This is a genomic window from Natrinema gelatinilyticum (assembly GCF_024266705.1).
GTDB classification, from domain to species: domain Archaea; phylum Halobacteriota; class Halobacteria; order Halobacteriales; family Natrialbaceae; genus Natrinema; species Natrinema gelatinilyticum.
The window spans coordinates 1,258,362-1,281,481 of record NZ_CP100756.1 but is presented as its reverse complement, the minus strand read 5'-3'; the positions used below and the strand labels follow the sequence as shown (position 1 = coordinate 1,281,481).

The following is a 23,120-nucleotide window of genomic DNA, read 5'->3' as shown; positions in this document are numbered from 1 at the left end:
AACGAATTCACCGCTCCCTCGCAGCGGAAACGGATCCACAGTGGGTACTTTTCCTCCGCGGCCTGCGTACGAACCGTATGGCCAAGATCACCGGTGCCTGGACCGAACGCCAACTCGAGGCCTTTCTCGACGAGTCACGGATCCCGATCCGCCTCTCAACGCAGCGGGGAGACGGGTCCATGTGGATGGTTGCGCTGTGGTATCGGTATCGAAACGGCTCGTTCGAGTGTGCGACATGGGCGAACGCCGACGTCGTCCGCTTCCTCCGAAGCGACGCGGAGGTCGCGTTCGAAATTTCGACGAACCATCCGCCGTATCGGGGTGTCAGAGGTAACGGCACTGCCGCCATGTCTCCGGACAGGAACAAGGAGACGCTCCGAGCCCTCATCGAACGCTATCTCGGGGGAACAGATTCGTCTCTCGCCGAGTGGCTGTTACGCGACGCGCGCGACGAAATCCGAATTCGAATCCAGCCAAACGAACTGTATAGTTGGGACTACACTGACCGGATGCGTGATCTCTCGAGTCCGACCGACTGAGCCGTCCGGTTGGTACCTCGCGCCGCTGTATCTGGGTCGTATCGGTCGCCGAGAACGGGCCGCTGAGTTGCTACACGGCCTAACTGCCGGCGGCATCGGATCCGATCGGCGACTGTCAGTCGGTTCGTAGGTCGAGCGACAGGGTCCCGTCCTCGACGGTCGCGACGTACATCGTCGCGCGGTCGGCCGGTGCCGCGCCGGTCGCGCTGCCGGGATTCAGCACTCGAACCCCTTCGACGGTCCTGTCGACGACCTCGTGTGTGTGGCCAGCGACGGCAACCGGATCGTCGTCGGATGTGCTGGATCGAGCGATCTCCGCGACCCGTCGTCCCCACCCGTTCGGCGAACCGGACCCGTGGGTTACGGCGAATGTCACCCCATCGACCTCGAGTGTGTCGATGTAGGGAATCTCGATCGTCGGCGGATCGGTGTTCCCGCGAACTGCCGTCAATTCCCCCTCCGCAAGTAATTCGATCCGGTCGCAGGTTCCCTTCGAGTCGAAATCGCCCGCGTGGATCACGTGGTCGGCCCGTTCGAGTTCCGCGACGACCCAGTCGGGAACGGCGCGTTCGCGTGAGGGAACGTGCGTATCAGAGAGGATCGCAATTCGTTGCATAGCGATAGTATGGGACCTGGTCCCGAAAGCGATTCCCTTCAGGCGGCCGTTTCCTCGTATATGAGCGACACACCAGGCGCGGGTCGCGATGGGAACGAGAGCGACGAGTCGGGACCGAGTCACGTCGTCACCGCATTCCTTCGAAATCGCGCCGCGGTGTTGCTGCTGTGTCGCAGCGATTCGGTCGGGACCTACACGGGCCAGTGGGGCGGCGTGTCCGGATTCGCAGAAGGACGGCCGGACGAGCAAGTCCTCGTCGAAATCCGCGAGGAAACGGGGCTCGAGCCCGACGCCGTCTCGCTCGTTCGATCCGGACGCCCGGTCGAGTTCGAGGACCCGACGCTCGCACGAGAGTGGGTCGTCCATCCGTACCTCGTCGACTGCAAGACTCGCGAGATCGATCTGAGCGAGGAGCACGACGACTTCGAGTGGGTCCCGCCGACGGAACTGCTGGATGCAGTCGGGGACCGGGAGACGGTGCCGAAGCTCTGGACCGCCTACGAGCGCGTCGCGCCCACCGTTCGGTCGATCACGGCCGACGACGAACACGGCGCAGCGTCTCTCTCCGTGCGCGCGCTCGAGGTGCTGCGCGATCGAGCTGGATTGCTCGTCGCAGAACGAGCCCGGGGCGAGACGACGACGTCGACTCGGGGCGACGAACGGGGACCCCGTGATCCCGAGAGCGAGTGGGAGGAACTCGCCGAACTGGCCCGACGATTGCTCGAGGCACGGCCGTCGATGGCGGTCCTCCGCAATCGCGTCAATCGGGTGATGGCGACCGCTGACGGGCCGGATGCGGGCGCGCCCGAGATCCTCGAGGCCTCTCTCTCGGGGATCGACCGCGCGCTGGCGGCCGACGAGGACGCCGCGACCAACGCGGCCGAGTGCCTCGAGGGGAGCGTCGCGACGCTCTCGCGGTCGGGAACGGTCCTCGACGCGATGCGTAAGGGAGATCCGTCGCGCGCGTACGTGGCGGAATCGCGGCCTGCTCGCGAGGGCATCGACGTCGCGGAACGACTGGCCGAAACGACCGACAGCACCGTGACGGTCCATACCGATGCAGCAGCCGCCCACGTCCTCGCGACCGAGGAGGTCGACCGCGTCGTCGTCGGTGCGGATACCGTCCTGCCCGACGGGTCCGTCGTGAACAAGACCGGGACGCGGGCGCTTTCGATCGCCGCCGACCGCGAGGGGACACCAGTATCGGTCGTGGCCGCCACGGACAAGATTTCGACCCGCGAGGTCGTGAACCTCGAGTCAGGCGACCGGGCCGCGGTCTACGACGGCGACGCTCCCATCGACGTACTCAACCCGACCTTCGACGTGACGTCCGCCGATTGCGTCACCGAGATAGTGACAGAGCACGGCACGCTCGATCCGACCGATATCGATGCGGTGGCTGAGGAACTGCGCGGGCTAGAGAAGTGGCGCAAGTAACGGGACCGACGGCGCGCGTCGACTGCGGAGCGACGGCGCCGGAACGACAGACCGAAACCCCTCGAGGGAGTAGGGACACACGGCGGCTGTGACGAAGAGTTACCCCCTCTGAGCCCCTTGTGACGAGGATTTTCCCCGAGCCGCCACTTCGACGGGGACTCGGGAGGTATCTGCCGAGGTAGAAACCTTCAATTTGGGGCCCTCTGTAGCGACCGTCATGCAGTTCGAACTCGAGCGAATCGGCGTCCACGAAACCGTCAGCAGCATCTTTCCGCCGGAGAAACTCGTCGAGTACCTCGCAGATTTACCGATGGAAGTCACGGTGATCGGTGACGACGAAATCGCCGCGTGCGACGCGGTCGTCACCCACGAGGACCGCGAGGCATTTCTCGATCTGCACTGGATTCACTCGACGCAGGCGGGCGTCGATCGCTTCTCGTTCGACACGCTTGAGGAACACGACGTCGTTCTCACGAACAGTACGGGGATTCACGACCGGACCGTCGGCGAGATGGTCGCGGGCTACCTGCTCATGTTCGCCCGGCGGTTGCACGATCACGTCGCGAACCAGCAGGCGCGGCGATGGGACCGTCCCGAGTGGGACGAGGCATTTACGCTCCCGGGCACGACGGCCTGCGTCGTCGGCACTGGGACTCTCGGCGAGGGCGTCGCGGAAACGCTCGGTGGGCTCGGCGTTCGCGTGACCGGCGTCCACCGGTCCGCCGACCCGGTTCCCGGATTCGACGACGTCTTCGCGACCAACGATCTGCTCGAGGCGATCGGCGACGCCGATTTCGTAATCCTCACCGTGCCGCTGACCGACGAGACCCATCACCTTTTCGATGCCGAGGCGTTCGCCGCGATGCGAGCCGACGCGTACTTCGTCAACGTCGCCCGCGGCTCGGTCGTCGACGAACCGGCGTTGATCGACGCGCTCGAGGCCGACGACCTCGCAGGAGCGGCACTGGACGTCTTCGAAACGGAGCCGCTCCCCGAGGAGTCGCCGCTGTGGGAGATGGACGAGGTGATCGTTTCGCCCCACTGTGCGGCCTACACGCGGGATTACTTCCGCGACGTCGGCGATATCGTCCGCGAGAACGTCTCACGACTCGAGACTGGTGAGGATCTGATGAATCGAGTCGTCTGAACGGCCGCTGTATCAGAAACCAGTGCTTTCGGTTCACAGACTGGTGTAGACGTTCGACGCGGTGTTCCCAGCGGCGCCCGGTCAGGGCGATGACGAGCGCATCGGAATCGGTATGTGGTCGCTGATGCACGCCGTGTTCGTCCAGTGTGGATATGATTGGCACGACGAAACGGACGCCTGCCTGAGGGCGATGCAAACCCGGCTCAAATCGATCGCTCGCTATCGCGGCGAGGCTGCGGCCCAGGACGAATACGAGCGAATCCGCGATGTGTGGGACGCCCACGAAGCGGAACTGAACGACTGGATCGCCTCGAACCTTACAGGAGTTAGCCCGGAACCGTAGACCGGTCGATGTTACAAACGGTGACAGCTGACGTGGCGGCACAATCCGACAGATCAGAAGAATTTGAACAGATCGTCTCTGTTCTGCTCGTGAAGGTGTGACCGGACGGCTTCGTTCAGCGGACCGAGCTGGCCCTTTTTCGCGCTGATGGGGGCGATGGTCTCCTGCCACTGCTTCCAGGGTGGCAACAGTCCGAGCCGGTCGCAGAGTTCGTCGAGTCGGTCGTCCCTGTCGTCGACTTTGTCCATCTTGTTGACGGCGACGACCGTTGGAATTCCGAGGTCCCGAAGGAAGTGAAACATCTCGACGTCGTAGGGAATTTCGTCGGGACCGGAGTGACGGTCGATGATGTCGATGACGCTCTTTCCGTCGACGACGAGGATCGCCACGAGGACGTTCTCGGCGTACTCCTCGAGATACCGAACGATGTCGGTCTTGATCTGTTCGCGATGATCCTCGTCGACGCCGCTCATGAAGCCGAACCCGGGGAGATCGGTGATGACGAAGTCTTCGGACGCCCAGTCGTAGTGGTTCGGCGAGCGTGTGACGCCGGGTTTGCTACCCGTGTCGAAGCTGTGGCCGGTCAGTTCGCGCATGAGCGTCGATTTCCCCACGTTCGAGCGGCCGACGAGAACGACTTCGGCCTCGCGGTCGGGGCGCGTATCGAACATGCGTTCGTGTAGTCGTCTCGGTGGCTTATACGCACTGAAGGGGTCCCGTCGCCGGTCGATCCCGCGGCCGCTCGCCGGTCGCTACCGCGCGCTGGGCAGTCCCACTCCCGTATCCTGATCGATATCGTTTCCGCGCGACGGAACCGCTACATACTCGCCACCGCGAACAAGCCAATGCCGACCGACCCTGCGAGGAGCAAGGTGATGGTGACGAATCGGCGGCTCGAGGGGGCCGGATTGAGGTCGACGTGGTGGCTGTTCCGGGCGATCTGGCTCCCCTGCCAGGAGACCGAGATGCCGCTCGTGAGCATCGCCGCGGCGACGAGCCACGAGCTCACGTCGTTGGTGATGACGGCGGTCCGAATCCACAGGAGAACGACGGCGACCGAGAGGACGATGTTCGCTGTTCCGACGAGGACGTTCCACGGGATGGCCCGTCGGCCAATGGCGATCGAATCCGCGACGCTGCCGATGATCGACAGCAGTGCTGCGAGGACGAGACCACCGATGACTGCGGCCGTGATGGGATCAACGAGCCCGTAGCGCCCGAAAATCACGAGAAGGCCGACGGCGAATACTAGTACGATCGTGCCGAACACCGAGGCGAAACGACGGATCATATCCCTATTCTCGGTGGTTAATACAAGAAAACGACGGAACGACGCGGGCGGTTCGGATCGGCATCGACCGATCGTGGTGGAGGATGCCCCGGAGTTATGATCCCTGAGCGCCTCAGCCTTCGATGTGCGGCTCGTACAGCTGACGGTGCCGATGGGCAAGCGGGAGACGATCCTCGAGACGCTCGACGAGCGGAAGATCGACTACGTCTTGACCGACGAAAGCAGCCGTCGAGAGTACATGGCGGTCGTCTACTTTCCGCTGCCAGATGCGGCCGTCGAACCGGTCTTAGACGAGTTACAGGACGCAGGGATCGACGAGGACGCCTACACGGTCGTCATCGATGCGGAGACGGTCGTATCGCGGCGATTCCAGGCCTTGCGTGAGGAGTACGAGGACGGAAACGTCGAGTCGGATCGCATCTCGCGCCACGAGTTACAGGCCGAGGCCGAGGATCTGACGCCGACGTTTCCCGTCTACACGGTGATGACGGTCATCAGCGCCATCGTCGCGACCGCGGGTCTCCTGTTGGATTCGCCCGCGGTCGTCGTGGGTTCGATGGTGATCGCGCCGCTGATCGGGCCGGCGCTGGGTGCCAGTGTTGGGACGGTGCTCGACGACGAGGAGATGTTTGCTGAGAGCGTCTCGTTCCAGATCATCGGCGTGGTCCTCGCCATCGGGGCCGCTGCAATCTTCGCGCTGCTCGTTCGGATGACAAACATCGTCCCACCGGGGCTCGTGCTCTCTAACGTCGGTGAAATTTCGGAGCGGCTCGCACCGGATCTGCTCTCGCTCGCAATCGCACTCGGCGCGGGCGTCGCGGGCGTCGTCAGCATCGCGACTGGAACCTCCGTCGCGCTCGTCGGCGTCATGATCGCAGCAGCGCTGATCCCGCCTGCCGGCGTCGCGGGAATCTCGCTCGCGTGGGGTCAGCCGTCGGCCGCGATCGGTGCGACAGTTCTCGTTCTCGTCAACCTCCTCTCGGTGAACCTGGCCGGGCTGTTGACGCTGTGGTACGCCGGCTATCGGCCGGAGAACCTGTTCCAGCTCGGCGAAGCGGAACGACGACTCCGTCACCGGATCGTCGGACTCGTCGTCATCGTACTCGTCTTCGCGGTGTTTCTCGGCGGGATCACCTACGCCTCCTACGAAGCGAGTACCTTCGAACAGGACGCCCGTGAGGAAGTACGGGCGGTCCTCGCACAGGATGAATACGAGGAATTCCAGTTACTCGAGCTCGAGGTCGTGATGGGGGCCGACTACCCGTTCCGAAATCCGGAGCGGGTGATCGTGACGATCGGCGGCCCACCGGACGGGTCGCCGCCCGAACTGGCCACCGTCCTCGACGAGCGGATCGGCAGTCACGCCGACTCCCCTGTTACGGTGGAGGTTAGATACGTCATCGTCCTCGAGCGGTAGCTCGGTTGTGCGTCGTCGTTCGAATACGTCTCGCCGGACAGGGGGTGGGCGGTGGACAGTGATTGCGGCGGCGAAGGTTCGACGCCGGGCCGGCGAATACCGTGCTGGCCTCGAGATCCACACTGCTCGTGATCGGCTGGTCTTCGACGCTGGCTGATTGCCGTTGCTGGTTGTTCCTGGGTTCGACCTGACACTGGACTCGACTCGAACGACCGGTGGCTCGGGGTCTCCGCAGCCGTTCCGTTGACCACACCACCGCTCGAGAGACGCTCCGGCAGCAGTCTTGAGTTTCTTACCCCGTCGTGGGTGGACCCTAGGTTTCGTCGCCGCCTTCGGGTCGCGAATAGTCCGGGTCGAAGATTTGTGCCGAGAGCGGGGCCGGGTCACCGTCGGTGAGATTATATTGGGAGAAATCCTCGATACCGGCCTCGCGAAGGATGTCTTCGTCGTAGACGACGTTTCCGGTGAATTCAGCCGGGTCTCGATCGAGTATTTCGAGGACCGTGTCCGAGACGATGTCCGGCGTGCGCCAGTCGTCTTCGGTTCCCATTCCGAAGTACCGCGTCGCGCGCGTATCAATAGCGGTGACGGGCCAGAAGGAGTTACAGCCGATGTCGTAGTCGGCCAGTTCCTGGGCCACCGACAGGGTGATGAAGGACATGCCCATTTTCGACCAAGAGTAGGCGGCACTTCCCGGCGCACGATCGATCTTCGCCGGCGGTGCGTTCGTCAGGATCCAGGCGTCCTTCTCGACCCCCTTGAGGTGATCGATGAAGCCTCGGGAGACGAGGTAGGTGCCGCGCACGTTGACCTCGTTCATGAGGTCGTACCGGTCGGCCGGCATCTCTTCGACGGACTCGAGCTGGATGGCCGAGGCGTTGTTGATGACGATGTTGATGTCGCCCAGTTCGTCGATCGCCTCTTCGATGGCCGCGTCGATTTCGTCTTCGTTTCGTACGTTCAACTGAACGGCGTGCGTATCGACGCCCTTCTCGGCGCACGCGTCGGCCGTTTTGTGGATCGTTCCGTCCAGATCGGAATCCGAATCGTCGACCGTCTTCCCCGTCGAGACGATATTACACCCCTGTTCGGCGAGCGCGAGCGCAAGTTGCTTTCCGATCCCCCGTGTCGTTCCGGTGATAAATGCCGTCTGCCCTGTCAGGTCTGGCTTGTCGATCATCAGCTAGTGTCATACACTCACGATACTAATATATCCGCCAACGCGACACGCTACCCCTTCGAGTGGAAATACAGCGACAGCCGGGCCACGTCATCGTCTCGTCCTGGAGGTGGGGATGGGCTCGCCGATACCGATGGCCACTGCCCCGAGACTCCTCCGTCAACTGGTTACAGCCGGTCGTACCGCCCCAACGACTAAACGAACTCGTGTGAAATATGGTGACACATTCCTCCCTACTGGTGATCGCCATGAGACTCGAGTTTCACGACATCGAGGTCCGACGACGAACGCTCGCGCGCATCCTCGCGGTCGTTTTCGTCTTCAACCTCGCAATTATGGGTGTCGGTGCCTGGTATTCGATGCAGCAGTCGCCGCCGATTCCGGATGCGATCGACGGCCCCGACGGCGAACCGATCGTCACGGAATCCGACGTTCAGGCGGGGAAGGCGACGTTTCAGTCCAACGGGCTGATGAATCACGGGTCGATTCTGGGCAACGGCGCCTACTACGGCGTAGATTACACTGCGAGCGCGCTCGAGTTGAAGGTCCAGTATATGCGCGACTATTACGCACAGGAGCGGTACGGTACGGCCTACGAGCGTCTCGAACCGGCGGAGCAAGCAGGGGCCGAGCGACTGGCCGAACTCGACCTCGAGGAGACCGAACCCGAGGCGCCAGAACACTCCGAGGCTGAGGCATACGCCCACGAACAAGTTCGACAGGAATTCGTCGACCGGTACCACGAAGGGAGCCGAGAACGTGGCGTCCCCGCGGAGGCGATCGAGTCCGAAACTGATGCCAGACGGTTCGCTGATTTCGCCCTCTGGACGGCGTGGATCTCCCACGCGGATCGGCCGGGGACCGACAACAGTTACACGAACAACTGGCCGTACCAGCCCGGAGCGGGTAACACGCCGACCGGCGGGACGGCAGTCTGGAGTTCGATCAGCCTGATTCTGCTCGTCGGTGCCGCCGGAATCGGCATCTGGCTGTACAAGTCCGTCACCCTTCCCGAACCGGAGACCTCGCTCGTCTCCATCCCGGACCCCGACGAAATCGACGTCTTCCCGAGCCAAATCGCGGCGACCTGGTTCGTCCTGGTCGCAGCCGTGTTGTTTATCGCCCAGACGTTACTCGGTGCAGTGCTCGCTCACTATTACGTCGAGCGCGACGCTTTCTACGGGATCGAATCGATCGCCGGAAGGGACATCCTCCAGTGGCTCCCGTTCTCGATCGCGAAGACGTACCACCTCGATCTGGGCATCCTCTGGATCGCCGCCCTCTGGCTCGCGGCGGGGCTGTTTCTCGCGACGCTCTTGACGGGACACGAACCCTCGCGTCAGCGGACGTACGTCTCGGGCCTACTCGGTGCGATTGTCGTCGTCACGGTTGGCGGCTTCGTCGGCGTCTGGCTCGGCACGAACGGCTACATCGACACAGATAGCTGGTACTGGTGGCTGATCGGCAACGAGGGCCTCGAGTACCTCGAAGTCGGCCGGCTCTGGCAGTTCGGCCTGCTCGCCGGCTTCGGCTTCTGGGCCGTGCTGGTCGCGCGTGGGTTCAAACCGCTGCTGGATCGGGAACCGCGCTATGGGCTCGCACACATGATCCTCTATGCGGGCGGTTCGATTGGGCTGTTGTTTCTCGCGGGGATGCTTTACACGCCGGAAACGAGTATCGTTGTGACGGAATTCTGGCGCTGGTGGGTCGTCCACATGTGGGTCGAGGGGGCTTTCGAGTTCTTCATCGTCGCCATCGTCGGCGTCACGCTGGTCAGTATGGGGCTGCTCCGAAGACAATCGGCTGAGAAAGCCGTCATGTTTCAGGCGCTGTTCGTGATGGGAACCGGGGTCATCGGCGTCTCACATCACTACTGGTGGGTCGGCCAGCCCGACGTCTGGCTCCCGCTCGGGACGGTCTTCTCGACGCTCGAGTTGATCCCGCTCGTCCTGATCCTCTTCGAGGCGCTGGGACAGTACCGCATCTTCGCGACGAGCGACGAGACCTTCCCCTACACGCTTCCGTTCATGTTTATCATCGCCAGCGGGGCCTGGAACTTCCTCGGGGCCGGCGTGCTCGGATTTTTCATCAACCTGCCGCTGATCAACTACTACGAACACGGCACGTACCTCACCGTCGCACACGCCCACGCCTCGATGTTCGGCGCGTTCGGCTTCCTCGCGCTCGGCATGGCAACCTACATGTTTCGAATCACCGTGCCGGGGGATCGCTGGTCGGGCCGTCGGCTCCGCTGGTCGTTCTGGCTCCTGAACGTCGGCCTCGCCGTGATGACGCTGCTCTCGTTGATGCCGGTCGGCTTCGCCCAGCTCGAGGTCGCGTTCACCGAGAGCTACGCCGCCTCGCGGAGCCTGGCGTTTTACAACAGCGATCTGATTCAGTTGCTCTTCTGGCTGCGCGTCCCCGGCGACGTGATGATCATCCTCGGCGCGTTCGTCTTCGGCGTCGATGCGTTCGCAAAAGTCAGCGAGCAGACGTCAGCCGTCGTCGGCGAATCGGACCACCCCGTCGCAAATCGAGTGTTCTCCGAGGACGACGACTGATACGGTCTGCTGTACCGATGTACCGGTGCAATCGCAGGACGGTCGCGGTTGCACCGGCAATGACTTACAGTAGTCCGTATGAACGATCGAAGTTTGTGAACGGCTAACCGATCGATGTTCGCCGAACTGGCACTCGAACGCGAGTCGTTCGACGGTCCCTCACCCCTCGAACGGCAACTCGGGTTCGTAATCGATCGCCTCGACGGCCGCCTCGAGAACGGTCTCAACGTTCTCGCCCGTTTCGACGCTCATCCTGTAATCGGCCGCGATCGCCTCGTCCAGTTCGTTCGGGTCGAATCGATCCGCCTTGTTCGCGACCGTAAAGACGGGGACGTCCTCGAACTGAGCCGCGATCGAGTCCCGAAGCTCGAGCTGCGAGCCGATCGGATAGCCGCACTCGCCGGTAGGATCGACCATGACGAGCATGCAGTCGGCGAGGTGTTCGATCGCGCTGACCGCCTGCGATTCGATCGCGTTGCGCTCCGCCGGTGGCCGGTCGAGCAGGCCGGGGGTATCGACGATCTGGTAGCGGATGTGGTCGCGCTCGAAATGGCCGAGACCGATTCCCTTCGTCGTGAACGGATACGACGCGGTTTCGCCGCGGGCGCTGGTGACTTCGTTGACGAGTGAGGACTTGCCGACGTTGGGATAGCCGGCGACGACGATCGTCGGCGCGTCGGGGTTGATGTCGGGCAAGTCGCGAAGATCGTTTCGCGACTCGTTGATGTACAGGAGTTCGTCGTCGATCTGTTCGACGATGTCCGCGAGTCGGGCGAAGGCCTGTTTCCGGTGTTTGCGCGCCGTGTCGACGTCGGTCTTACGCAAGCGGGGCTGGTACTCCTCGTGGATCTCGCGAGCCTTCCGGCTGGCCCACATCACTTCGGAGAGGCTCTGTCGGAGTCGGTCGACGTCGACGATCGCGTCCGCCAGCTCGTAGTAGAACGGATGTGCGTCGTACTCGAAGTCCGGCCACGCCGTCACGACGTTTTCTAAGTTGTCCGAGATGATGTTGGCTGCCGTCTGGAGCATCGACTGCTGGGCCTCAAGGCCGCCCTTTGCCTTGCCAGCCCGTGCCGCCCGCGAAAACGCCTTGTCGATCAGCTCTTCCGACGTGGGCGTGGTCGGAAGGTCTTCGAAAATCATGGTCAGAGGTAGAACGCGCGCTCATAAAAGGCCGTTCGTTGTCCGCCGCGAGCTTATCCCCCTCGCCGTCGTCTGATTCAGTATGACCGACTGGCGTGCCGTCTTCATCGGCTTCCTCGTCGTAACCGTCTTCGGAATCATCGGGCTCGTCGTCCCCGGCATCGGCCAGCTCGCTGCCGGGCTGATCGGTGGGTTCGTCGCCGGCTACATGGCCGGCGGCGGTCTGGGAAGCGGTTTCTGGCACGGGCTACTCGCCGGCTCGCTCGGCGGTATCATCGGCGGACTGCTCATCGGCGTCGCAGTCGGCCTGGCCGGGATCGCACTAGGTCCGCTCGGCGGCGCGATCGCCGGCACCGCCGGCCTCGGGATCTTCGCGCTTGCCGTCGCGATTTCCCTTTTCATGGCCCTCGAGAGCGCGGTCGCCGGTACCGTCGGTGCTGCGGTTCGTACTTGATTTCGGGTGCGACGTCGAGTTACGCCGACTCGCTCCAACTCGGTCCGGCGCCCGACCTCAGTCATCCGGCTGTGACCCAGAGGCTCGAGGGTGAGAGTCGCTCCAGCCGTAACCGCGGTGTCCCACCCTCGCATCCAGTGGTCTGGCTGTGATCTCCGTTTTCGGCACTCCAGCCGTCGACGCAGTCGACGATACAACTGGTTCCTGTGGAATCAGTACAACTGACGAGTTCGATCATCTCTAGTACCTACTCGTCGCGTCGGTCAATTCTCCTCGTCGTGGTCGACGACTGAATGCGGCCGACGTGGGTGATCCAGCGGTCACTCCATCACGAACCGGTGCGGTACTCTCCACTTTGAATAGATCGGACGACAGCACCAGTTGCACATCGAATCCGTCTCGAACCCGTGACGATGAACTGAACTTCAGTATATCTTTTCAAATAATTAATAATTATTATTTACTGAAAATCCGAAATTATTTTGTACTATGGATCACTCTTAATTTGCATGTTGATCGATTCCGAATCGAAAGCCATGATAGTCGTCGGGGCGTTAGCTGGTTCTCTCGCGTGGATTGCCGGCTATGTTCTCGCCTACGTCGCCGCGATCGGCGACGTCACGTCGAGCAAGCAGTTCGAGGCACTGGAGCTTGCCGCCAGCGAGTCTCTCTCCGTCGAAATGATTGGTATGTTGTTCTACAATGCCCACAACGTCCCCATCGATGTGCCACAGTATAGCATCCTGCAAGCACTCGAGCCGAACCACAACTTCGTCTCCGCCGAGGGTGGCAGCACTCTGTTGTTGTACGTGATCCCGATACTGATCTTGCTCGTCGCTGGCGCGTCGGTCACGGTGTACGTGCGACACGACCTGGTCTCGACAGCCGACGCCGCTCTCACGGGAACCTCCATCATGATCGGCTACTTGCCGATCGTCCTTCTCGGCACGACCGTATTCGCTATCGATCTCGGCGAGGGACCGATGCAGCCCGACCTGCTTCTGGCGATCGGATTCGCCGGAACGTTCTATCCGATGGTGTTCGGTGCGGTCGGCGGCGTCGTCGGGATGTATGCTGCTCGAGTTTCTCACGAGGAGCCGGTATTCGGCCCGGATAGCACGTAACGCTGTCGGTGCGGTGTCTCCCGTGCCCGCCCGGTCCGTCGGCACTCGGTCACTCCGATAGTGGGTCACTCTGTCGATGAGCGCCTTACGGACGCTGACCGGGGGATCGTACGCCGAGTCCGATCGATCCTCGAGGGATCAGAACCGACGTCGTTGCGTCGTGGATACCGTTCGCGTAGACGGTTCGATCGACTTCGGTCGTCGTCGGGGTTATCGACAGTGAGTGCGACTGCGTCGGGCGTCACTCGTGTTATTTTATTTTGATCAATCGTTGCAACACGGTAAACGGTGCGGGAGGCGCTCTGGCAAGCACGGCTTACGGACGACGAGCCAATCGGCAGAAACGATGGCCCACCGAGTCCTTTCTTCCGTGGACAATCCGTAATACCGGCCGAACAGCGTGTCCCTGTCCTCCATCCCGCTCGTCGGAGGGAGTATCAGTGCTACCAAATTAGCTTTTCGTCCCCGTTCGTACCGGTATGCGGTGTGGTTTCGGTCGCGAACCGACGTTCGAGCCCCACGAACGTCGGTGGCACTCGTCTCGGGGGTTCCCGTTTCACCCGCCGAGAGAGCGCACCATCGTCCGCCGTCCGAACGGGCTCTCACTGTGAATTTTCGTGGTGAACCGAAACATTACGACGAGGTGTACCGGATCCGACGGCATCCGTTTCGTCAGGTCTCTCGACCGTACCATTCTGATGGGGCGTGGTTCGCTCGGACGTGTTCGCCATCTACGCTTTCAATTTTGTCCTCTTTTCCAATAATTAGCACTGACAGGGCGTGAAATATCTGATTAATGCATCCGACTCACAAAACGTACAACTCTACAACTGTTTAATACTCGAATAATAATATTAATAAAAACCATGACCACTTCTTACCCTAACTGGTCACGGACAAAGTTCCAGCTAGGGAAGTAAAACATGGTAGACGGAACCCCACTCTCACGACGGAATAGCCTGAAGATGATCGCGACAAGTGGCGCGTTACTCGGAAGTGGCGCCCTCGGTGTTTCTGCAACGGTCGATAACGATGGGTCCGAATCAATGGCTTCTCCCACTCAATCAACCGACATCGATCCGAGCGCGATTACGCTCGTAGCCGAATGTGTCGACGCCGCCCGCGAATACGCAACGTTCCACGTCGAAAACAACGCCGACCAACCAGTAACGCTCGCAAACGAAGGGACGCCGCTGTACAACTCGGGCGGCTCTGGAGACGACGGTGGCTCCGGAGACGACGGTGGCTCCGGAAACGACGGTAGTTCCGGAGATGATGGCGGCTCCGGAGACGATGGCAGTTCCGGAGACGATGGCAGTTCCGGAGACGATGGCGGCTCCGGCGGCGGTAACGAGGCGGCCGTTCAGGAGATCAATGGGATCATCGAGAGCATCAACGAGAAGCTCAAGAACGTCGAGAAGATCGGCACGATCGACGCGATCACCGCCGACACGGCGAGCACCCTTCAAGACGAAATCTTCACGAAAGTCGTCAACGAGATCAACGCACAGGCTCAGCAAAAGATCGGTACGGACATCGCCAACCCGGTCAGCACGCCCGAAGAGGCGCGCAAAGAGGCGAAACGTCTAAAAGATAGCCTCGGCGCGGCGGCGCAGGAAGCGGTCGACGCGCTGAACAACGCGGCGGACAAGGTCGAGAAAATCAACCAGATCGTCGCCGACGCCAGGAGCGGTTCGGACGGCGGCAGCGACGGTGGTTCGGACGGCGGCAGCGACGGTGGCTCCACCGATGGACTGACCGTCGGCGCGAACAGTTCGACCGAGTTCAGGACCGAACTCGAACCGGACTGTACGGCCACCGTGACGCTCACCCTGAACGGCGAGACGGTCGCAGAGGCCTCTATCGACTACGACGAGCAGGATTCCTACTGCGGACAGGAAGCGTCCTGTTAGCAGCGCTGCCCCCACTTGCCCAGGGACGATGAACCGTCAACGGCACCGGCACCGGCATCAGCACCGGCTTTGTGAGTGCCGTTGACGCGTACTTTTATCCGAATCGAGGAGATCGACCGCGGTGTTCGGGTGTTCTCGCGCGTCCGACTAACCCCGGGCCCGGCTCGGTCCGCGACCCGGTTCTGCCGAAATCAGGCCGCGGTTATCTCCCGACAGCTTTTCGCGCACTTCGGCAGCAGGTCCGCGCAGGCCCGGCAATGATTGTGACCGTGTTATAGTGCTGAACAGGCGCAAAACCCACGACTGAACAGTAGGTGCCGAACCTCCAAACAGATGCGTCCAGTTCCCGACCGCAGGGTCAAGATTAACCAGTCAACTAGTGTTCACTCCTTGAGCAAACACATTCATCAGACAATCAATTGACCGCAGAAGGGAATGAATGTAGCCTTGCTAGTCGGCAGCGGCGTGCTGACCCGGGTCGGCCGCCGCACTCTCTGCTAACTGTCTGGAAGAGACAATACAAATAGCCGAAACAGGGCTGTCGAGACTGCCGGCCGGTCGGTCAATACTCGCTGCTCAACGAGAACCAGACACACCAGAATCCAAAGATTGTACAACGCCACAGCGAACAGAAACTCGAACAGCCGCACCGCGAACGTCGGCTAATGAGTGACGGAAGTTATGGGCATAGACTGAGACGGGCGAGTAATGGGAGGAGACCGGCGAGGCGATCTTGTTCGTCATCTAAGTGAGCAGGAGTTGGATCGTCTGCTGGACGAAGCAGACGATCCAAAGATCATCAAGCGACTCACCTTTGTCAAACGTCTCTACAAGGGAGCAACGTACGAGGAAGCAGCCGACGACGTTGGCAAATCTGCGTCGACTGGAAGTCGCTGGGCGCGTCGATGGAACGATGGCGGACTTGGTCAGTTGACACCGAACTTCGGGGGCGGAAGGCCCCCGAAGCTCGGTGACGAGGAACAAGAGCGTCTTTTAGAACTTCTCCGGGAGGGGCAACCCTGGAAAGCACAGGAAGTTCATCAGCTCTTGGACGAAGAGTTCGGTGTAGAGTACCATCCGGATTATCTCGGTCGATTCCTCCGGAATCTCGGTCTGTCCTACGCTAAACCACGTCCAAAGCGCCCCTCTCGGCCAGAAAACGCAGATGAAATCCTCGAAGAACGCGTCGCAGACGCGTTCGACGAGGAGACAGAGACGGCACATAACAAGCGTCCTGATGATGAGGACGAAGGATGGGTCCTCGACGACGATATTTGCACGGATGGGGGAACTGTCGTCGGTTTTTGTGATGCTTCGCATCCACAACCATACGACAATTCGCATCGACTGTGGTACGTTGATGATCCGACACTGGAACGACCGCTGGTGAAGCTTGACGAACCAGCGGTCGGATGCTATACGCTCACCGGCGAAAGTGTCCTGACGTTCCCTGAAGATCAATCGAAAGAGAACATCTGTGCGCTCTTGGAGCAAGTCCGCGAGCAGAATCCGGGAACGCGGATTCTGCTCGTCTTGGATAACTTCTCGTCTCACATCTGTGAACACACGCGCAAACGCGCACATCAACTCGGTATTGATCTCGTCTTTCTTCCGGTCGGCTCACCGCATCTCAACCCGATTGAACAGGTCTGGAAAGTACTCAAACGCACTGCCTCGCCAATCGTGGTGGCGAGCGAGAGCGCGTTCCGAACTCTCGCTCGCCGTCTCTTCGACACCCTTACCGACCGACTCGGATTTGCCAAGTCCTGGATCGATCAATTCCTCAGTCCATATTTGCAAAAGTTATCTTGATCATTAGCCGACGTTCGCGGGAGAAACTCTCCGATCTTCCGATAGGACGTCTCTATTCCCCAGCGACGGCGGTACGCTTCCGCAAACGGTTCGGCGAACTCCACCGAGACGTCACAGTTCGTTACCAGACAGAACGAGTCGTCGTCCCGCGTTCGGTGCGGGACGACGACGAGTGTTACCGATATTCGTCCCGTCGGTGGTTGTTTCCGGACCATCTCGTAGTTGGTGACGAATGTCTCCTCGTCATGGGCGTCAAGCACGCGCTTGACGCCCGGTGTCTTCGGCGCGCGTACGACGAACCTGACGTCCAGATCAGCCAATGTTTGAACAAGTGAAACCCGGTAGAAACTCCGGTCGCAGTAGACGCGGTTGATCTGGACGAACTGGCGAGCGATCTCGATGAGTCGGCGGATGGACTCCCGCAACGTGCGGGAGTCATCCGCCTCGATCGATTCCTACGCCAGTGTCAGCCGAACCGCTGGATCGACGACACAGAGCGTCACAAATGCGTAGGCAAGGTTCGTTCCACGGTCTGGATTGATCGCACAGACGTGCGGTGTCTCGGCCGAGCCGTAGTAGAGCCACTCGTGAATATCGAGCGCGACGTCGACAGGACGAGCGAACGCCCGCTGCTGGCGGGCGTGAGCGAACGTGGCTGCCCGAACGCCATCGAACTGGGCGTCGATGGCGTCCGGGCTTAATCCACGAAGATGGTAGAGAAGCGATTTCGCGAGCGGACTCCGTTGCTGAAGGTCAATGTCTTCTCCTCGAGCGAGCTGCAGTTCTTTCGCGGTCGTATGGACAAACTCGCCGTCGAAGGCACTTCGAGCGAGGACTTTCTCAAAGTCCTCGCTCGAATACTGCCCGTTCGATTTCGTCGCAAAATCGAGCCGCGTGAACAACAGAGAGGTAGCTGCACGAGATAGGTGTTTTGCCTCGGTCGCATGGATCATACTGTTGATTCGTCACCGACGACGAAAACGACGACTTAGCTACTTCGGCACCTACTGTTCAGTCGTGGGAGGATGTCACCTGCACTCCTCGACACACTCCTCATAACGGTCCGCATGCAGTTCGCCCGGTTCGTCCTGGTCCGACACCGAGACGATCGCTCAGCGGCGGGCCTCGAGTTCCGCCACGAGATCCGTGACATCCATGTCTTTCATTGCGAGCAGGACGAGAAGGTGGTAGACGATATCCGCGCTCTCGTAGGCGATTTCCTCGCGATCGTCGTCTTTCGCGGCCAGTACGAGTTCCGTCGTCTCCTCCCCGAGTTTCTCCAGTACCGCGTTCTCGCCTTTTTCGTGTGTGAACAGCGAGGCGGTGTAGGAATCTTCAGGTAATGTTTCCTTCCGAGCTTCGATAACGGTGAACAGGTCCTTGAGTACCTCGTCCATCACAGCTCACCCGACATGTTTCTGATGTCCTCGAGTTCGTCGAACTTCTCGCGTTCGTCTCGGCCGTCCTCGAAGACGTCATCAGTGATCTCGATCGATGCGTTCGTCCGGGCGGCCAGTGCGAGCGAATCGCTCGGACGAGCATCGACGACTGTCTCGCCGCGAGGCGTCGCCAGGTGGATGTCGGCGATGTACGTCCCTCCCTGGCCGTCGCTTCGCTCTTTAATCTCGTTGACGACGATGTGATCGATTCGGCTCCCAAGTTCTTCCATGACGTCGAGCAAGAGGTCGTGTGTCAGTGGTCGTCCGATATCTTCGGCCTCGAGTCCGCGGGCGATGCTCGTCGCCTCGTTGAATCCGATGAAAATCGGCACGATGTCGTCTTCTCCGTCGACGGCGAGGACGACTACCGGGACTGGTCCCTGCGGAGTCCCTGCGACGCGGACCGCGTCGATAGATGCCTGCATACCCAGACCGTTGTGGGGGAGGGAGAAAACAGGTCCGGTCGCGAATGCATGCAGTGCCCGAGCCACGGGGCCTCGGTCGCACTGAGCGGCATTACTGGACGTCCTCGAGGGCCGGTACCGCCGCCGCCTCGTTTTCGAAGAACGCGAGGCCGTGAATCCGACTGTCCGGGATCAGCTCCGGGTGGAACGAGGTGCCGACGACCGGACCGTCTTGGACCGCGACCGGCCGCTCGTCCCACGTCGCCAGCACGTCGGCCTCGCCGACTGCGTCGACCGCGGGCGCGCGGATGAACACCGCCGGGTACGGGTCGTCGAGCCCTGCGACCGTGACCGGGGCTTCGAAACTGTCTTTCTGCCGGCCGAACGCGTTGCGCTCCACGCTTACGTCGATCACGTCGAGTTCGTCGACCCGGTCGTCTCCGGCGTCGCTCGAGGCGACTATCAGTCCGGCACAGGTCGCGAGAAGCGGTTTCCCCGCTGCGACGTGGTCTTGGATCTCGGGCGCGATCCCGTCGCTGTGGATTAGCCGGGAGATGGTCGTCGACTCTCCGCCGGGCATCGCAAGCAAATCGCACTCGGGGACGATTCCCGACCCACGGATCTCGTGGACGGTGACTTCGCGGCCGTGGGCCGTCGCCGCCCGTTCGATGGCGGCCGCGTGTTCCGACACGTCGCCCTGAACCGCGACGACGCCTGCCGTCAGTGACATGCTCACGGGTATGGACGGTATCGCCAAAAACGTCGCGCCATCGCCGCAGGCAGCGGTGGGTGTCGCTCACAGGAACTGCTGGAAACGATCGTCGAACTGCCGATCGGTGGACAGCGGTCCTACGGGGACACCTCGAGGTCGTTCCAGTGGCCCGAACCGGACTACGGTTCGAGTATGTTCAGTTTCCGGACGGATGGTGCTGGTGCTGGTCCCCTACGTTTAGTGCGATCGAAGACGTACCGTGACCGTGAGCCGAGTCAGTGTGCGTCGATGGGAATACAAGACCGTCAGACCGTCTCGCGGTGAAACCAAAAAAGAGGCCGAGGATCCGGAAGCCCAGTTGAACGATCACGGCGAAGACGGCTGGGAACTCGTCGAAACGATCGACTATACGGGTGGTGGGACCAAATACCTCGTCTTCAAACGCCCGGCCGAGACTGCCGACGGTACCAACGAGGAGTGAATGGACGTGAGCAACGGCACCGACGCGTCTTCCGACATCGGGACGGCGGACACGATGCGCGAGCGCGCAGGCGAGAGCCGCTTCAAAATCTGGCTACTCCTCGCCGCGAGCCGTCTGCAGGTGACCGCGTTCCTGGCGCTTTTCGTGTTCGTCGGCTTCGTCGCGGCCGTCACCCTCCTCCCGCAACCGCTGATGCCGCAGCTCAGAACTGGTGACACGATCGAGACGATGTTTTCGACGATGATAACGGCCATCGTCACCGCCACGACGCTCGTCGTCACGATCGGTCAGCTGGTCCTTTCTCAGGAGAACGGGCCACTCGGCGAGCAGCGCGCTCGAATGGAGAACTCGATGGATTTCCGTGATTTCACCGAGGAGCTGATCGGATCGCCCAGTCCGGCCGATCCGTCGACGTTCCTTCGCGAAATCATTCTCGTCGCTCAGCGTCGTGCCGAGACGATCCGTGAGGATTTCTCCGAGAACGAAAACGAGCAACTCCGCGGGGAAATCGACGAGTTCACCGACAGTCTCGTCGGAAACTCCGAACACGTCCGCGACCAGCTCGAGGGGGCGTCGTTCGGGGACTTTTCCGTGCTGTTCGCCGCGCTCAACTTCAACTACGGCTGGAAGATCTTTCAGGTCGAACGGATCGTCAACAAATACGAAGACGACCTCTCTGCCGACGAGATGGAGCTGTTCGACGATCTGAAGACTGCCTTGAGCCTGTTCGGGCCAGCACGGGAACACGTCAAGACGCTGTACTTCGAATGGGCGCTCGTGACGCTCTCGCAGATGATCCTCTATGCGGCAGTCCCGGCGCTGGTCGTCGCCGGGGTCATGCTCACGGTCGTCGACGCGGGAACGTTCCCCGGAAGCACGTTCGGCGTGACGAACATGACGTGGGCGATCGGCCTCGCGTTTACCATCACGCTCGTGCCGTTTCTATTGTTCACGGCGTACGTCCTCCGAATCGTCACGATCGCAAAACGAACGCTCGCGATAGAGCCGCTCATACTCCGTGACTCGCAGCGATAACACATCGGTTCGGGATGTCACGAACCCGACCATCCCGCCGATCGATCGAATTCGCTCGACTATCACTGTCGATCCGGAGCGCCTGCCACTACCGGTCCGAGTGGAGTCACGTCAATCCCGAGCGGCGGCGCTCCTCGAGGTGCGCTGGCGCGTCCGGAAGTGGTTCGAGTAAAAGGAAGTCGAGTTACTCGAGTTACGCGACGACCGTCGGCATCACGAGACGAACGTCAGCAACTGGACGAGCACGCCCAACATGACGCCGAACGCGATAACCGTTTTGGGATCGATACGAATCGCGTTCGAGTCCTCCGAATCGAAGTACCGGACGAGGCCGGCACTGGACATTAGCCCGCCGGTGTTCTGTCCTTTATCCATGCCCATTCCTACGTCTTCCCCGAACTAAACCTTTCGACTGGATGTCGTCGCCGATAACGGCAACGTGGTGGCCGTGGGAAACCCTTATGCGCGCCGCGGCGTAACTACCGCTGACCGCATGACCGTTACTCTCAAGGACTTCTACGCGGACTGGTGTGGACCGTGCAAGACTCAGGATCCAATCCTCGAGGACATCGAGGACGACTGGGAGGGCCGATTTGAAGTCGAGAAAGTCAACGTCGACGAACAGCAAGACATCGCCAACGAGTATCAGGTTCGCTCACTGCCGACGCTCATCATCGAGAACGACGACGGCATCGTCGAACGCTTCGTTGGCGTCACCCAGCGCGACGACATCGAAGACGCCCTCGAATCCGCCGGCGCGTAGGGACGACGATCCGCCAGTTCTCTCCGTTTCCCGTCCGACGAGCGCTCGCGCTCGCGTACCGCTCGTCGCGAAACGGCTCAGGGGACGGTGCGAAACGATTTACGGAAGACCCATCGGAACGGGATATCACCGCTGTTTGCGGCGGGGAGGATGTCACCGCTCCTCGAAACCCGAGCCGTCGCCTAGATCCACTTCACACCGACGTCGTGCATGTCCTGGTTGTACTTCGCGATGTTGATGACCAGCGGCGTGACACTCTCGACTTCTGCGGCGTTCGCGAGGGGACCGGCCTCCAGCGCGCGCAGGCCAGAAATTTCGTTTGCGAGCGTGCGGACGGTGTCGCCGGCGGCTTCGTCGTCGGCGACGATCAGCGTATCGAGGTCGAGTTCGTTGTCCAGGTTCGCGAGCGCGTCTGCGGCCAGGTTGTGGAACGCACCGACGACGGGAACCTCGTCGGGGGCCCGCTGGGCGACGAGTTCAGTGACGCTTCCGGCACTCGGCGGGTGGTAGTGCAGCCCGTCTTCGTCGCCTTGCATGCCGACAGCAGGCGTGACGAGCACCGTGTCAGAGTCAAGACTATCCGCGACCCCTTCGACGGTGTCACCGACGTAGTACGGCGGGACGCTGAGGACGACGATGTCGGCCCGGTCGGCCGCCATCTCGTTGGCGAAGCCTTTGACGTCGGCTTCGGCACCGCGATCTGCGAGCTCGTCTTCGTACTCTGCGACCGCACCACGTGCTTTCTCGGGGTCTCTCGAGCCGATGAGAATTTCGTGGTCCGTATCTCGGGCAAAGCGCAGTGCGAGTCCTTCACCGATATCGCCAGTGCCGCCCAGTAGTGCAATTCGCATACGAATCCCTCTGGAGGGCAACCGGATAAAAGGGCCGAACGTCGGTCGATCTCGCCGGATTCTCGGACACTCCTCAGATGGGGCCGTCTCTCTCCTGAGCGTTTAAACTGCGCTCCCCCCACTCTGGTGCGTCGGTCCCGATCGTTTCGGTGACTCGATTTCGACCGTTTCGGTGCCTCGGTTGCGACTCCTAGGGCGCGTCCTCCTCGGTCGGGTTCATCGCCGATCCGAGCCCGCCATCGTACGCGTCTCGAGCCCTCACCACCCGAATGCGCTGCTCGAGTCGAGTCTCGAGTTCTTCTCGTCGCACCTCGTCGACGTCGGGATCGTTTCGTTTCTCCCGGAGATTCTGTCGAGCCGTTCGCAACACCGTGACAGCATCTTCGGTCTCGAGGTCGCTTGCCTGGGCGAGCGCGCGTTCGGCGTCCGCGAGCGTGGTCTCGGCCATAGCGGGTGTC

26 protein-coding genes are annotated in these 23,120 nt (G+C 61.4%); 13 read left to right on the top strand and 13 right to left on the bottom strand.

Annotation, left to right across the window (positions count from 1 at the left end):
• Nucleotides 1-77: 77 nt before the first annotated feature.
• A complete protein-coding gene (locus NJU76_RS06270; protein WP_254531933.1) occupies nucleotides 78-539 on the top strand; it encodes a pyridoxamine 5'-phosphate oxidase family protein in 462 nt (153 codons plus the stop codon).
• Between the two features lie 115 nt (nucleotides 540-654).
• Here the strand turns inward: NJU76_RS06270 and NJU76_RS06265 are convergent, their stop codons facing one another.
• The gene (locus tag NJU76_RS06265; RefSeq protein ID WP_254531932.1) at nucleotides 655-1,155 is read right to left on the bottom strand and encodes a metallophosphoesterase family protein; all 501 of its coding nucleotides are present in this window, start codon (nucleotides 1,153-1,155) and stop codon (nucleotides 655-657) included.
• A gap of 60 nt (nucleotides 1,156-1,215) precedes the next feature.
• Between NJU76_RS06265 and NJU76_RS06260 the strand changes: the two genes are divergently transcribed.
• From NJU76_RS06260 to NJU76_RS06250, 3 genes are all read left to right on the top strand, one after another.
• Nucleotides 1,216-2,592 (top strand): eIF2B alpha/beta/delta subunit family protein, encoded by a 1,377-nt coding sequence (locus NJU76_RS06260; RefSeq protein WP_254531931.1) that lies wholly within the window; start codon nucleotides 1,216-1,218, stop codon nucleotides 2,590-2,592.
• Between the two features lie 217 nt (nucleotides 2,593-2,809).
• Nucleotides 2,810-3,739 (top strand): D-2-hydroxyacid dehydrogenase, encoded by a 930-nt coding sequence (gene ddh / locus NJU76_RS06255; protein WP_254531930.1) that lies wholly within the window; start codon nucleotides 2,810-2,812, stop codon nucleotides 3,737-3,739.
• Nucleotides 3,740-3,800: 61 nt separating this feature from the next.
• Nucleotides 3,801-4,082, top strand: coding sequence for a hypothetical protein (locus NJU76_RS06250; RefSeq protein WP_254531929.1), 282 nt, complete (start codon nucleotides 3,801-3,803; stop codon nucleotides 4,080-4,082).
• Nucleotides 4,083-4,135: 53 nt separating this feature from the next.
• Here the strand turns inward: NJU76_RS06250 and engB are convergent, their stop codons facing one another.
• Both engB and NJU76_RS06240 read right to left on the bottom strand, forming a co-directional pair.
• Nucleotides 4,136-4,753, bottom strand: coding sequence for a GTP-binding protein EngB (gene engB, locus NJU76_RS06245; RefSeq protein ID WP_254531928.1), 618 nt, complete (start codon nucleotides 4,751-4,753; stop codon nucleotides 4,136-4,138).
• Nucleotides 4,754-4,899: 146 nt separating this feature from the next.
• Nucleotides 4,900-5,373, bottom strand: coding sequence for a DUF7994 family protein (locus NJU76_RS06240; protein WP_254531927.1), 474 nt, complete (start codon nucleotides 5,371-5,373; stop codon nucleotides 4,900-4,902).
• A gap of 124 nt (nucleotides 5,374-5,497) precedes the next feature.
• On the opposite strand from NJU76_RS06240, the gene NJU76_RS06235 reads away from it, so the two are divergent.
• A complete protein-coding gene (locus tag NJU76_RS06235; protein WP_254531926.1) occupies nucleotides 5,498-6,790 on the top strand; it encodes a TIGR00341 family protein in 1,293 nt (430 codons plus the stop codon).
• 313 nt (nucleotides 6,791-7,103) lie between these two features.
• Here NJU76_RS06235 and NJU76_RS06230 read toward each other — a convergent pair whose 3' ends face one another.
• Nucleotides 7,104-7,970 (bottom strand): SDR family oxidoreductase, encoded by an 867-nt coding sequence (locus tag NJU76_RS06230; RefSeq protein WP_254531925.1) that lies wholly within the window; start codon nucleotides 7,968-7,970, stop codon nucleotides 7,104-7,106.
• Nucleotides 7,971-8,239: 269 nt separating this feature from the next.
• Between NJU76_RS06230 and NJU76_RS06225 the strand changes: the two genes are divergently transcribed.
• Nucleotides 8,240-10,531, top strand: coding sequence for a nitric-oxide reductase large subunit (locus tag NJU76_RS06225; RefSeq protein ID WP_254532588.1), 2,292 nt, complete (start codon nucleotides 8,240-8,242; stop codon nucleotides 10,529-10,531).
• Nucleotides 10,532-10,690: 159 nt separating this feature from the next.
• Here the strand turns inward: NJU76_RS06225 and NJU76_RS06220 are convergent, their stop codons facing one another.
• Nucleotides 10,691-11,674, bottom strand: coding sequence for an NOG1 family protein (locus NJU76_RS06220; protein ID WP_254531924.1), 984 nt, complete (start codon nucleotides 11,672-11,674; stop codon nucleotides 10,691-10,693).
• An 82-nt stretch (nucleotides 11,675-11,756) separates the two neighbouring features.
• On the opposite strand from NJU76_RS06220, the gene NJU76_RS06215 reads away from it, so the two are divergent.
• The 4 genes from NJU76_RS06215 (at nucleotide 11,757) to NJU76_RS06200 (ending at nucleotide 16,977) form a co-directional block, all read left to right on the top strand.
• Nucleotides 11,757-12,128, top strand: coding sequence for a DUF5518 domain-containing protein (locus NJU76_RS06215; protein ID WP_254531923.1), 372 nt, complete (start codon nucleotides 11,757-11,759; stop codon nucleotides 12,126-12,128).
• A 509-nt stretch (nucleotides 12,129-12,637) separates the two neighbouring features.
• A complete protein-coding gene (locus NJU76_RS06210) occupies nucleotides 12,638-13,252 on the top strand; it encodes a DUF7978 family protein (RefSeq protein ID WP_254531922.1) in 615 nt (204 codons plus the stop codon).
• Nucleotides 13,253-14,175: 923 nt separating this feature from the next.
• The gene (locus NJU76_RS06205; protein WP_254531921.1) at nucleotides 14,176-15,165 is read left to right on the top strand and encodes a hypothetical protein; all 990 of its coding nucleotides are present in this window, start codon (nucleotides 14,176-14,178) and stop codon (nucleotides 15,163-15,165) included.
• Nucleotides 15,166-15,873: 708 nt separating this feature from the next.
• Nucleotides 15,874-16,977 carry an IS630 family transposase gene (locus tag NJU76_RS06200; RefSeq protein ID WP_254531920.1) on the top strand — a complete coding sequence of 368 codons (1,104 nt, stop codon included), beginning with the start codon at nucleotides 15,874-15,876 and terminating at the stop codon, nucleotides 16,975-16,977.
• Here NJU76_RS06200 and NJU76_RS06195 read toward each other — a convergent pair.
• From NJU76_RS06195 to pdxT, 5 genes are all read right to left on the bottom strand, one after another.
• Complete coding sequence (locus NJU76_RS06195; protein ID WP_254531919.1) at nucleotides 16,941-17,402, bottom strand: transposase; 462 nt, start codon at nucleotides 17,400-17,402, stop codon at nucleotides 16,941-16,943. The genes NJU76_RS06200 and NJU76_RS06195 overlap by 37 nt on opposite strands.
• A gap of 30 nt (nucleotides 17,403-17,432) precedes the next feature.
• The gene (locus NJU76_RS06190; RefSeq protein ID WP_254531918.1) at nucleotides 17,433-17,930 is read right to left on the bottom strand and encodes a hypothetical protein; all 498 of its coding nucleotides are present in this window, start codon (nucleotides 17,928-17,930) and stop codon (nucleotides 17,433-17,435) included.
• A 159-nt stretch (nucleotides 17,931-18,089) separates the two neighbouring features.
• Nucleotides 18,090-18,374, bottom strand: a complete 285-nt coding sequence (gene hisE, locus NJU76_RS06185) for a phosphoribosyl-ATP diphosphatase (RefSeq protein ID WP_254531917.1) — start codon at nucleotides 18,372-18,374, stop codon at nucleotides 18,090-18,092.
• Nucleotides 18,374-18,841 carry a bifunctional nuclease family protein gene (locus NJU76_RS06180; RefSeq protein ID WP_254531916.1) on the bottom strand — a complete coding sequence of 156 codons (468 nt, stop codon included), beginning with the start codon at nucleotides 18,839-18,841 and terminating at the stop codon, nucleotides 18,374-18,376. The genes hisE and NJU76_RS06180 overlap by 1 nt, the downstream gene beginning before the upstream one ends.
• 91 nt (nucleotides 18,842-18,932) lie before the next feature.
• Nucleotides 18,933-19,550 carry a pyridoxal 5'-phosphate synthase glutaminase subunit PdxT gene (pdxT, locus tag NJU76_RS06175; protein WP_254531915.1) on the bottom strand — a complete coding sequence of 206 codons (618 nt, stop codon included), beginning with the start codon at nucleotides 19,548-19,550 and terminating at the stop codon, nucleotides 18,933-18,935.
• Nucleotides 19,551-19,797: 247 nt separating this feature from the next.
• On the opposite strand from pdxT, the gene sp36 reads away from it, so the two are divergent.
• Nucleotides 19,798-20,013: a Sp36 family protein gene (sp36, locus tag NJU76_RS06170; RefSeq protein ID WP_254531914.1), complete on the top strand. Its 216-nt coding sequence runs from the start codon at nucleotides 19,798-19,800 to the stop codon at nucleotides 20,011-20,013.
• Nucleotides 20,014-21,048 (top strand): DUF7972 family membrane protein, encoded by a 1,035-nt coding sequence (locus NJU76_RS06165; protein ID WP_254531913.1) that lies wholly within the window; start codon nucleotides 20,014-20,016, stop codon nucleotides 21,046-21,048.
• Nucleotides 21,049-21,261: 213 nt separating this feature from the next.
• Here NJU76_RS06165 and NJU76_RS06160 read toward each other — a convergent pair whose 3' ends face one another.
• Nucleotides 21,262-21,423, bottom strand: a complete 162-nt coding sequence (locus tag NJU76_RS06160; protein WP_097379553.1) for a preprotein translocase subunit Sec61beta — start codon at nucleotides 21,421-21,423, stop codon at nucleotides 21,262-21,264.
• 118 nt (nucleotides 21,424-21,541) lie between these two features.
• Here NJU76_RS06160 and NJU76_RS06155 point away from each other — a divergent pair, with 118 nt between their 5' ends.
• Nucleotides 21,542-21,811: a thioredoxin family protein gene (locus NJU76_RS06155; RefSeq protein WP_254521455.1), complete on the top strand. Its 270-nt coding sequence runs from the start codon at nucleotides 21,542-21,544 to the stop codon at nucleotides 21,809-21,811.
• A gap of 182 nt (nucleotides 21,812-21,993) precedes the next feature.
• Here the strand turns inward: NJU76_RS06155 and npdG are convergent, their stop codons facing one another.
• Entirely contained in the window at nucleotides 21,994-22,662 is a 669-nt protein-coding gene (gene npdG / locus NJU76_RS06150) for an NADPH-dependent F420 reductase (protein WP_254531912.1), read from the bottom strand.
• Nucleotides 22,663-22,852: 190 nt separating this feature from the next.
• Nucleotides 22,853-23,110 carry a hypothetical protein gene (locus tag NJU76_RS06145; RefSeq protein ID WP_254531911.1) on the bottom strand — a complete coding sequence of 86 codons (258 nt, stop codon included), beginning with the start codon at nucleotides 23,108-23,110 and terminating at the stop codon, nucleotides 22,853-22,855.
• Between the last annotated feature and the right edge of the window lie 10 nt (nucleotides 23,111-23,120).

Coding starts and splice junctions, on each gene's coding strand:
- NJU76_RS06270 (WP_254531933.1), top strand. CDS start 78: ATGGCCAAGATCACCGGTGCCTGGACCGAACGCCAACTCGAGGCCTTT.
- NJU76_RS06265 (WP_254531932.1), bottom strand. CDS start 1,155: ATGCAACGAATTGCGATCCTCTCTGATACGCACGTTCCCTCACGCGAA.
- NJU76_RS06220 (WP_254531924.1), bottom strand. CDS start 11,674: ATGATTTTCGAAGACCTTCCGACCACGCCCACGTCGGAAGAGCTGATC.
- NJU76_RS06260 (WP_254531931.1), top strand. CDS start 1,216: ATGAGCGACACACCAGGCGCGGGTCGCGATGGGAACGAGAGCGACGAG.
- NJU76_RS06155 (WP_254521455.1), top strand. CDS start 21,542: ATGACCGTTACTCTCAAGGACTTCTACGCGGACTGGTGTGGACCGTGC.
- NJU76_RS06240 (WP_254531927.1), bottom strand. CDS start 5,373: ATGATCCGTCGTTTCGCCTCGGTGTTCGGCACGATCGTACTAGTATTC.
- NJU76_RS06165 (WP_254531913.1), top strand. CDS start 20,014: ATGGACGTGAGCAACGGCACCGACGCGTCTTCCGACATCGGGACGGCG.
- NJU76_RS06180 (WP_254531916.1), bottom strand. CDS start 18,841: ATGCAGGCATCTATCGACGCGGTCCGCGTCGCAGGGACTCCGCAGGGA.
- NJU76_RS06210 (WP_254531922.1), top strand. CDS start 12,638: ATGTTGATCGATTCCGAATCGAAAGCCATGATAGTCGTCGGGGCGTTA.
- NJU76_RS06215 (WP_254531923.1), top strand. CDS start 11,757: ATGACCGACTGGCGTGCCGTCTTCATCGGCTTCCTCGTCGTAACCGTC.
- ddh (WP_254531930.1), top strand. CDS start 2,810: ATGCAGTTCGAACTCGAGCGAATCGGCGTCCACGAAACCGTCAGCAGC.
- hisE (WP_254531917.1), bottom strand. CDS start 18,374: ATGGACGAGGTACTCAAGGACCTGTTCACCGTTATCGAAGCTCGGAAG.
- NJU76_RS06160 (WP_097379553.1), bottom strand. CDS start 21,423: ATGGATAAAGGACAGAACACCGGCGGGCTAATGTCCAGTGCCGGCCTC.
- npdG (WP_254531912.1), bottom strand. CDS start 22,662: ATGCGAATTGCACTACTGGGCGGCACTGGCGATATCGGTGAAGGACTC.
- NJU76_RS06205 (WP_254531921.1), top strand. CDS start 14,176: ATGGTAGACGGAACCCCACTCTCACGACGGAATAGCCTGAAGATGATC.
- engB (WP_254531928.1), bottom strand. CDS start 4,753: ATGTTCGATACGCGCCCCGACCGCGAGGCCGAAGTCGTTCTCGTCGGC.
- NJU76_RS06230 (WP_254531925.1), bottom strand. CDS start 7,970: ATGATCGACAAGCCAGACCTGACAGGGCAGACGGCATTTATCACCGGA.
- NJU76_RS06145 (WP_254531911.1), bottom strand. CDS start 23,110: ATGGCCGAGACCACGCTCGCGGACGCCGAACGCGCGCTCGCCCAGGCA.
- pdxT (WP_254531915.1), bottom strand. CDS start 19,550: ATGTCACTGACGGCAGGCGTCGTCGCGGTTCAGGGCGACGTGTCGGAA.
- NJU76_RS06200 (WP_254531920.1), top strand. CDS start 15,874: ATGGGAGGAGACCGGCGAGGCGATCTTGTTCGTCATCTAAGTGAGCAG.
- NJU76_RS06190 (WP_254531918.1), bottom strand. CDS start 17,930: ATGATCCATGCGACCGAGGCAAAACACCTATCTCGTGCAGCTACCTCT.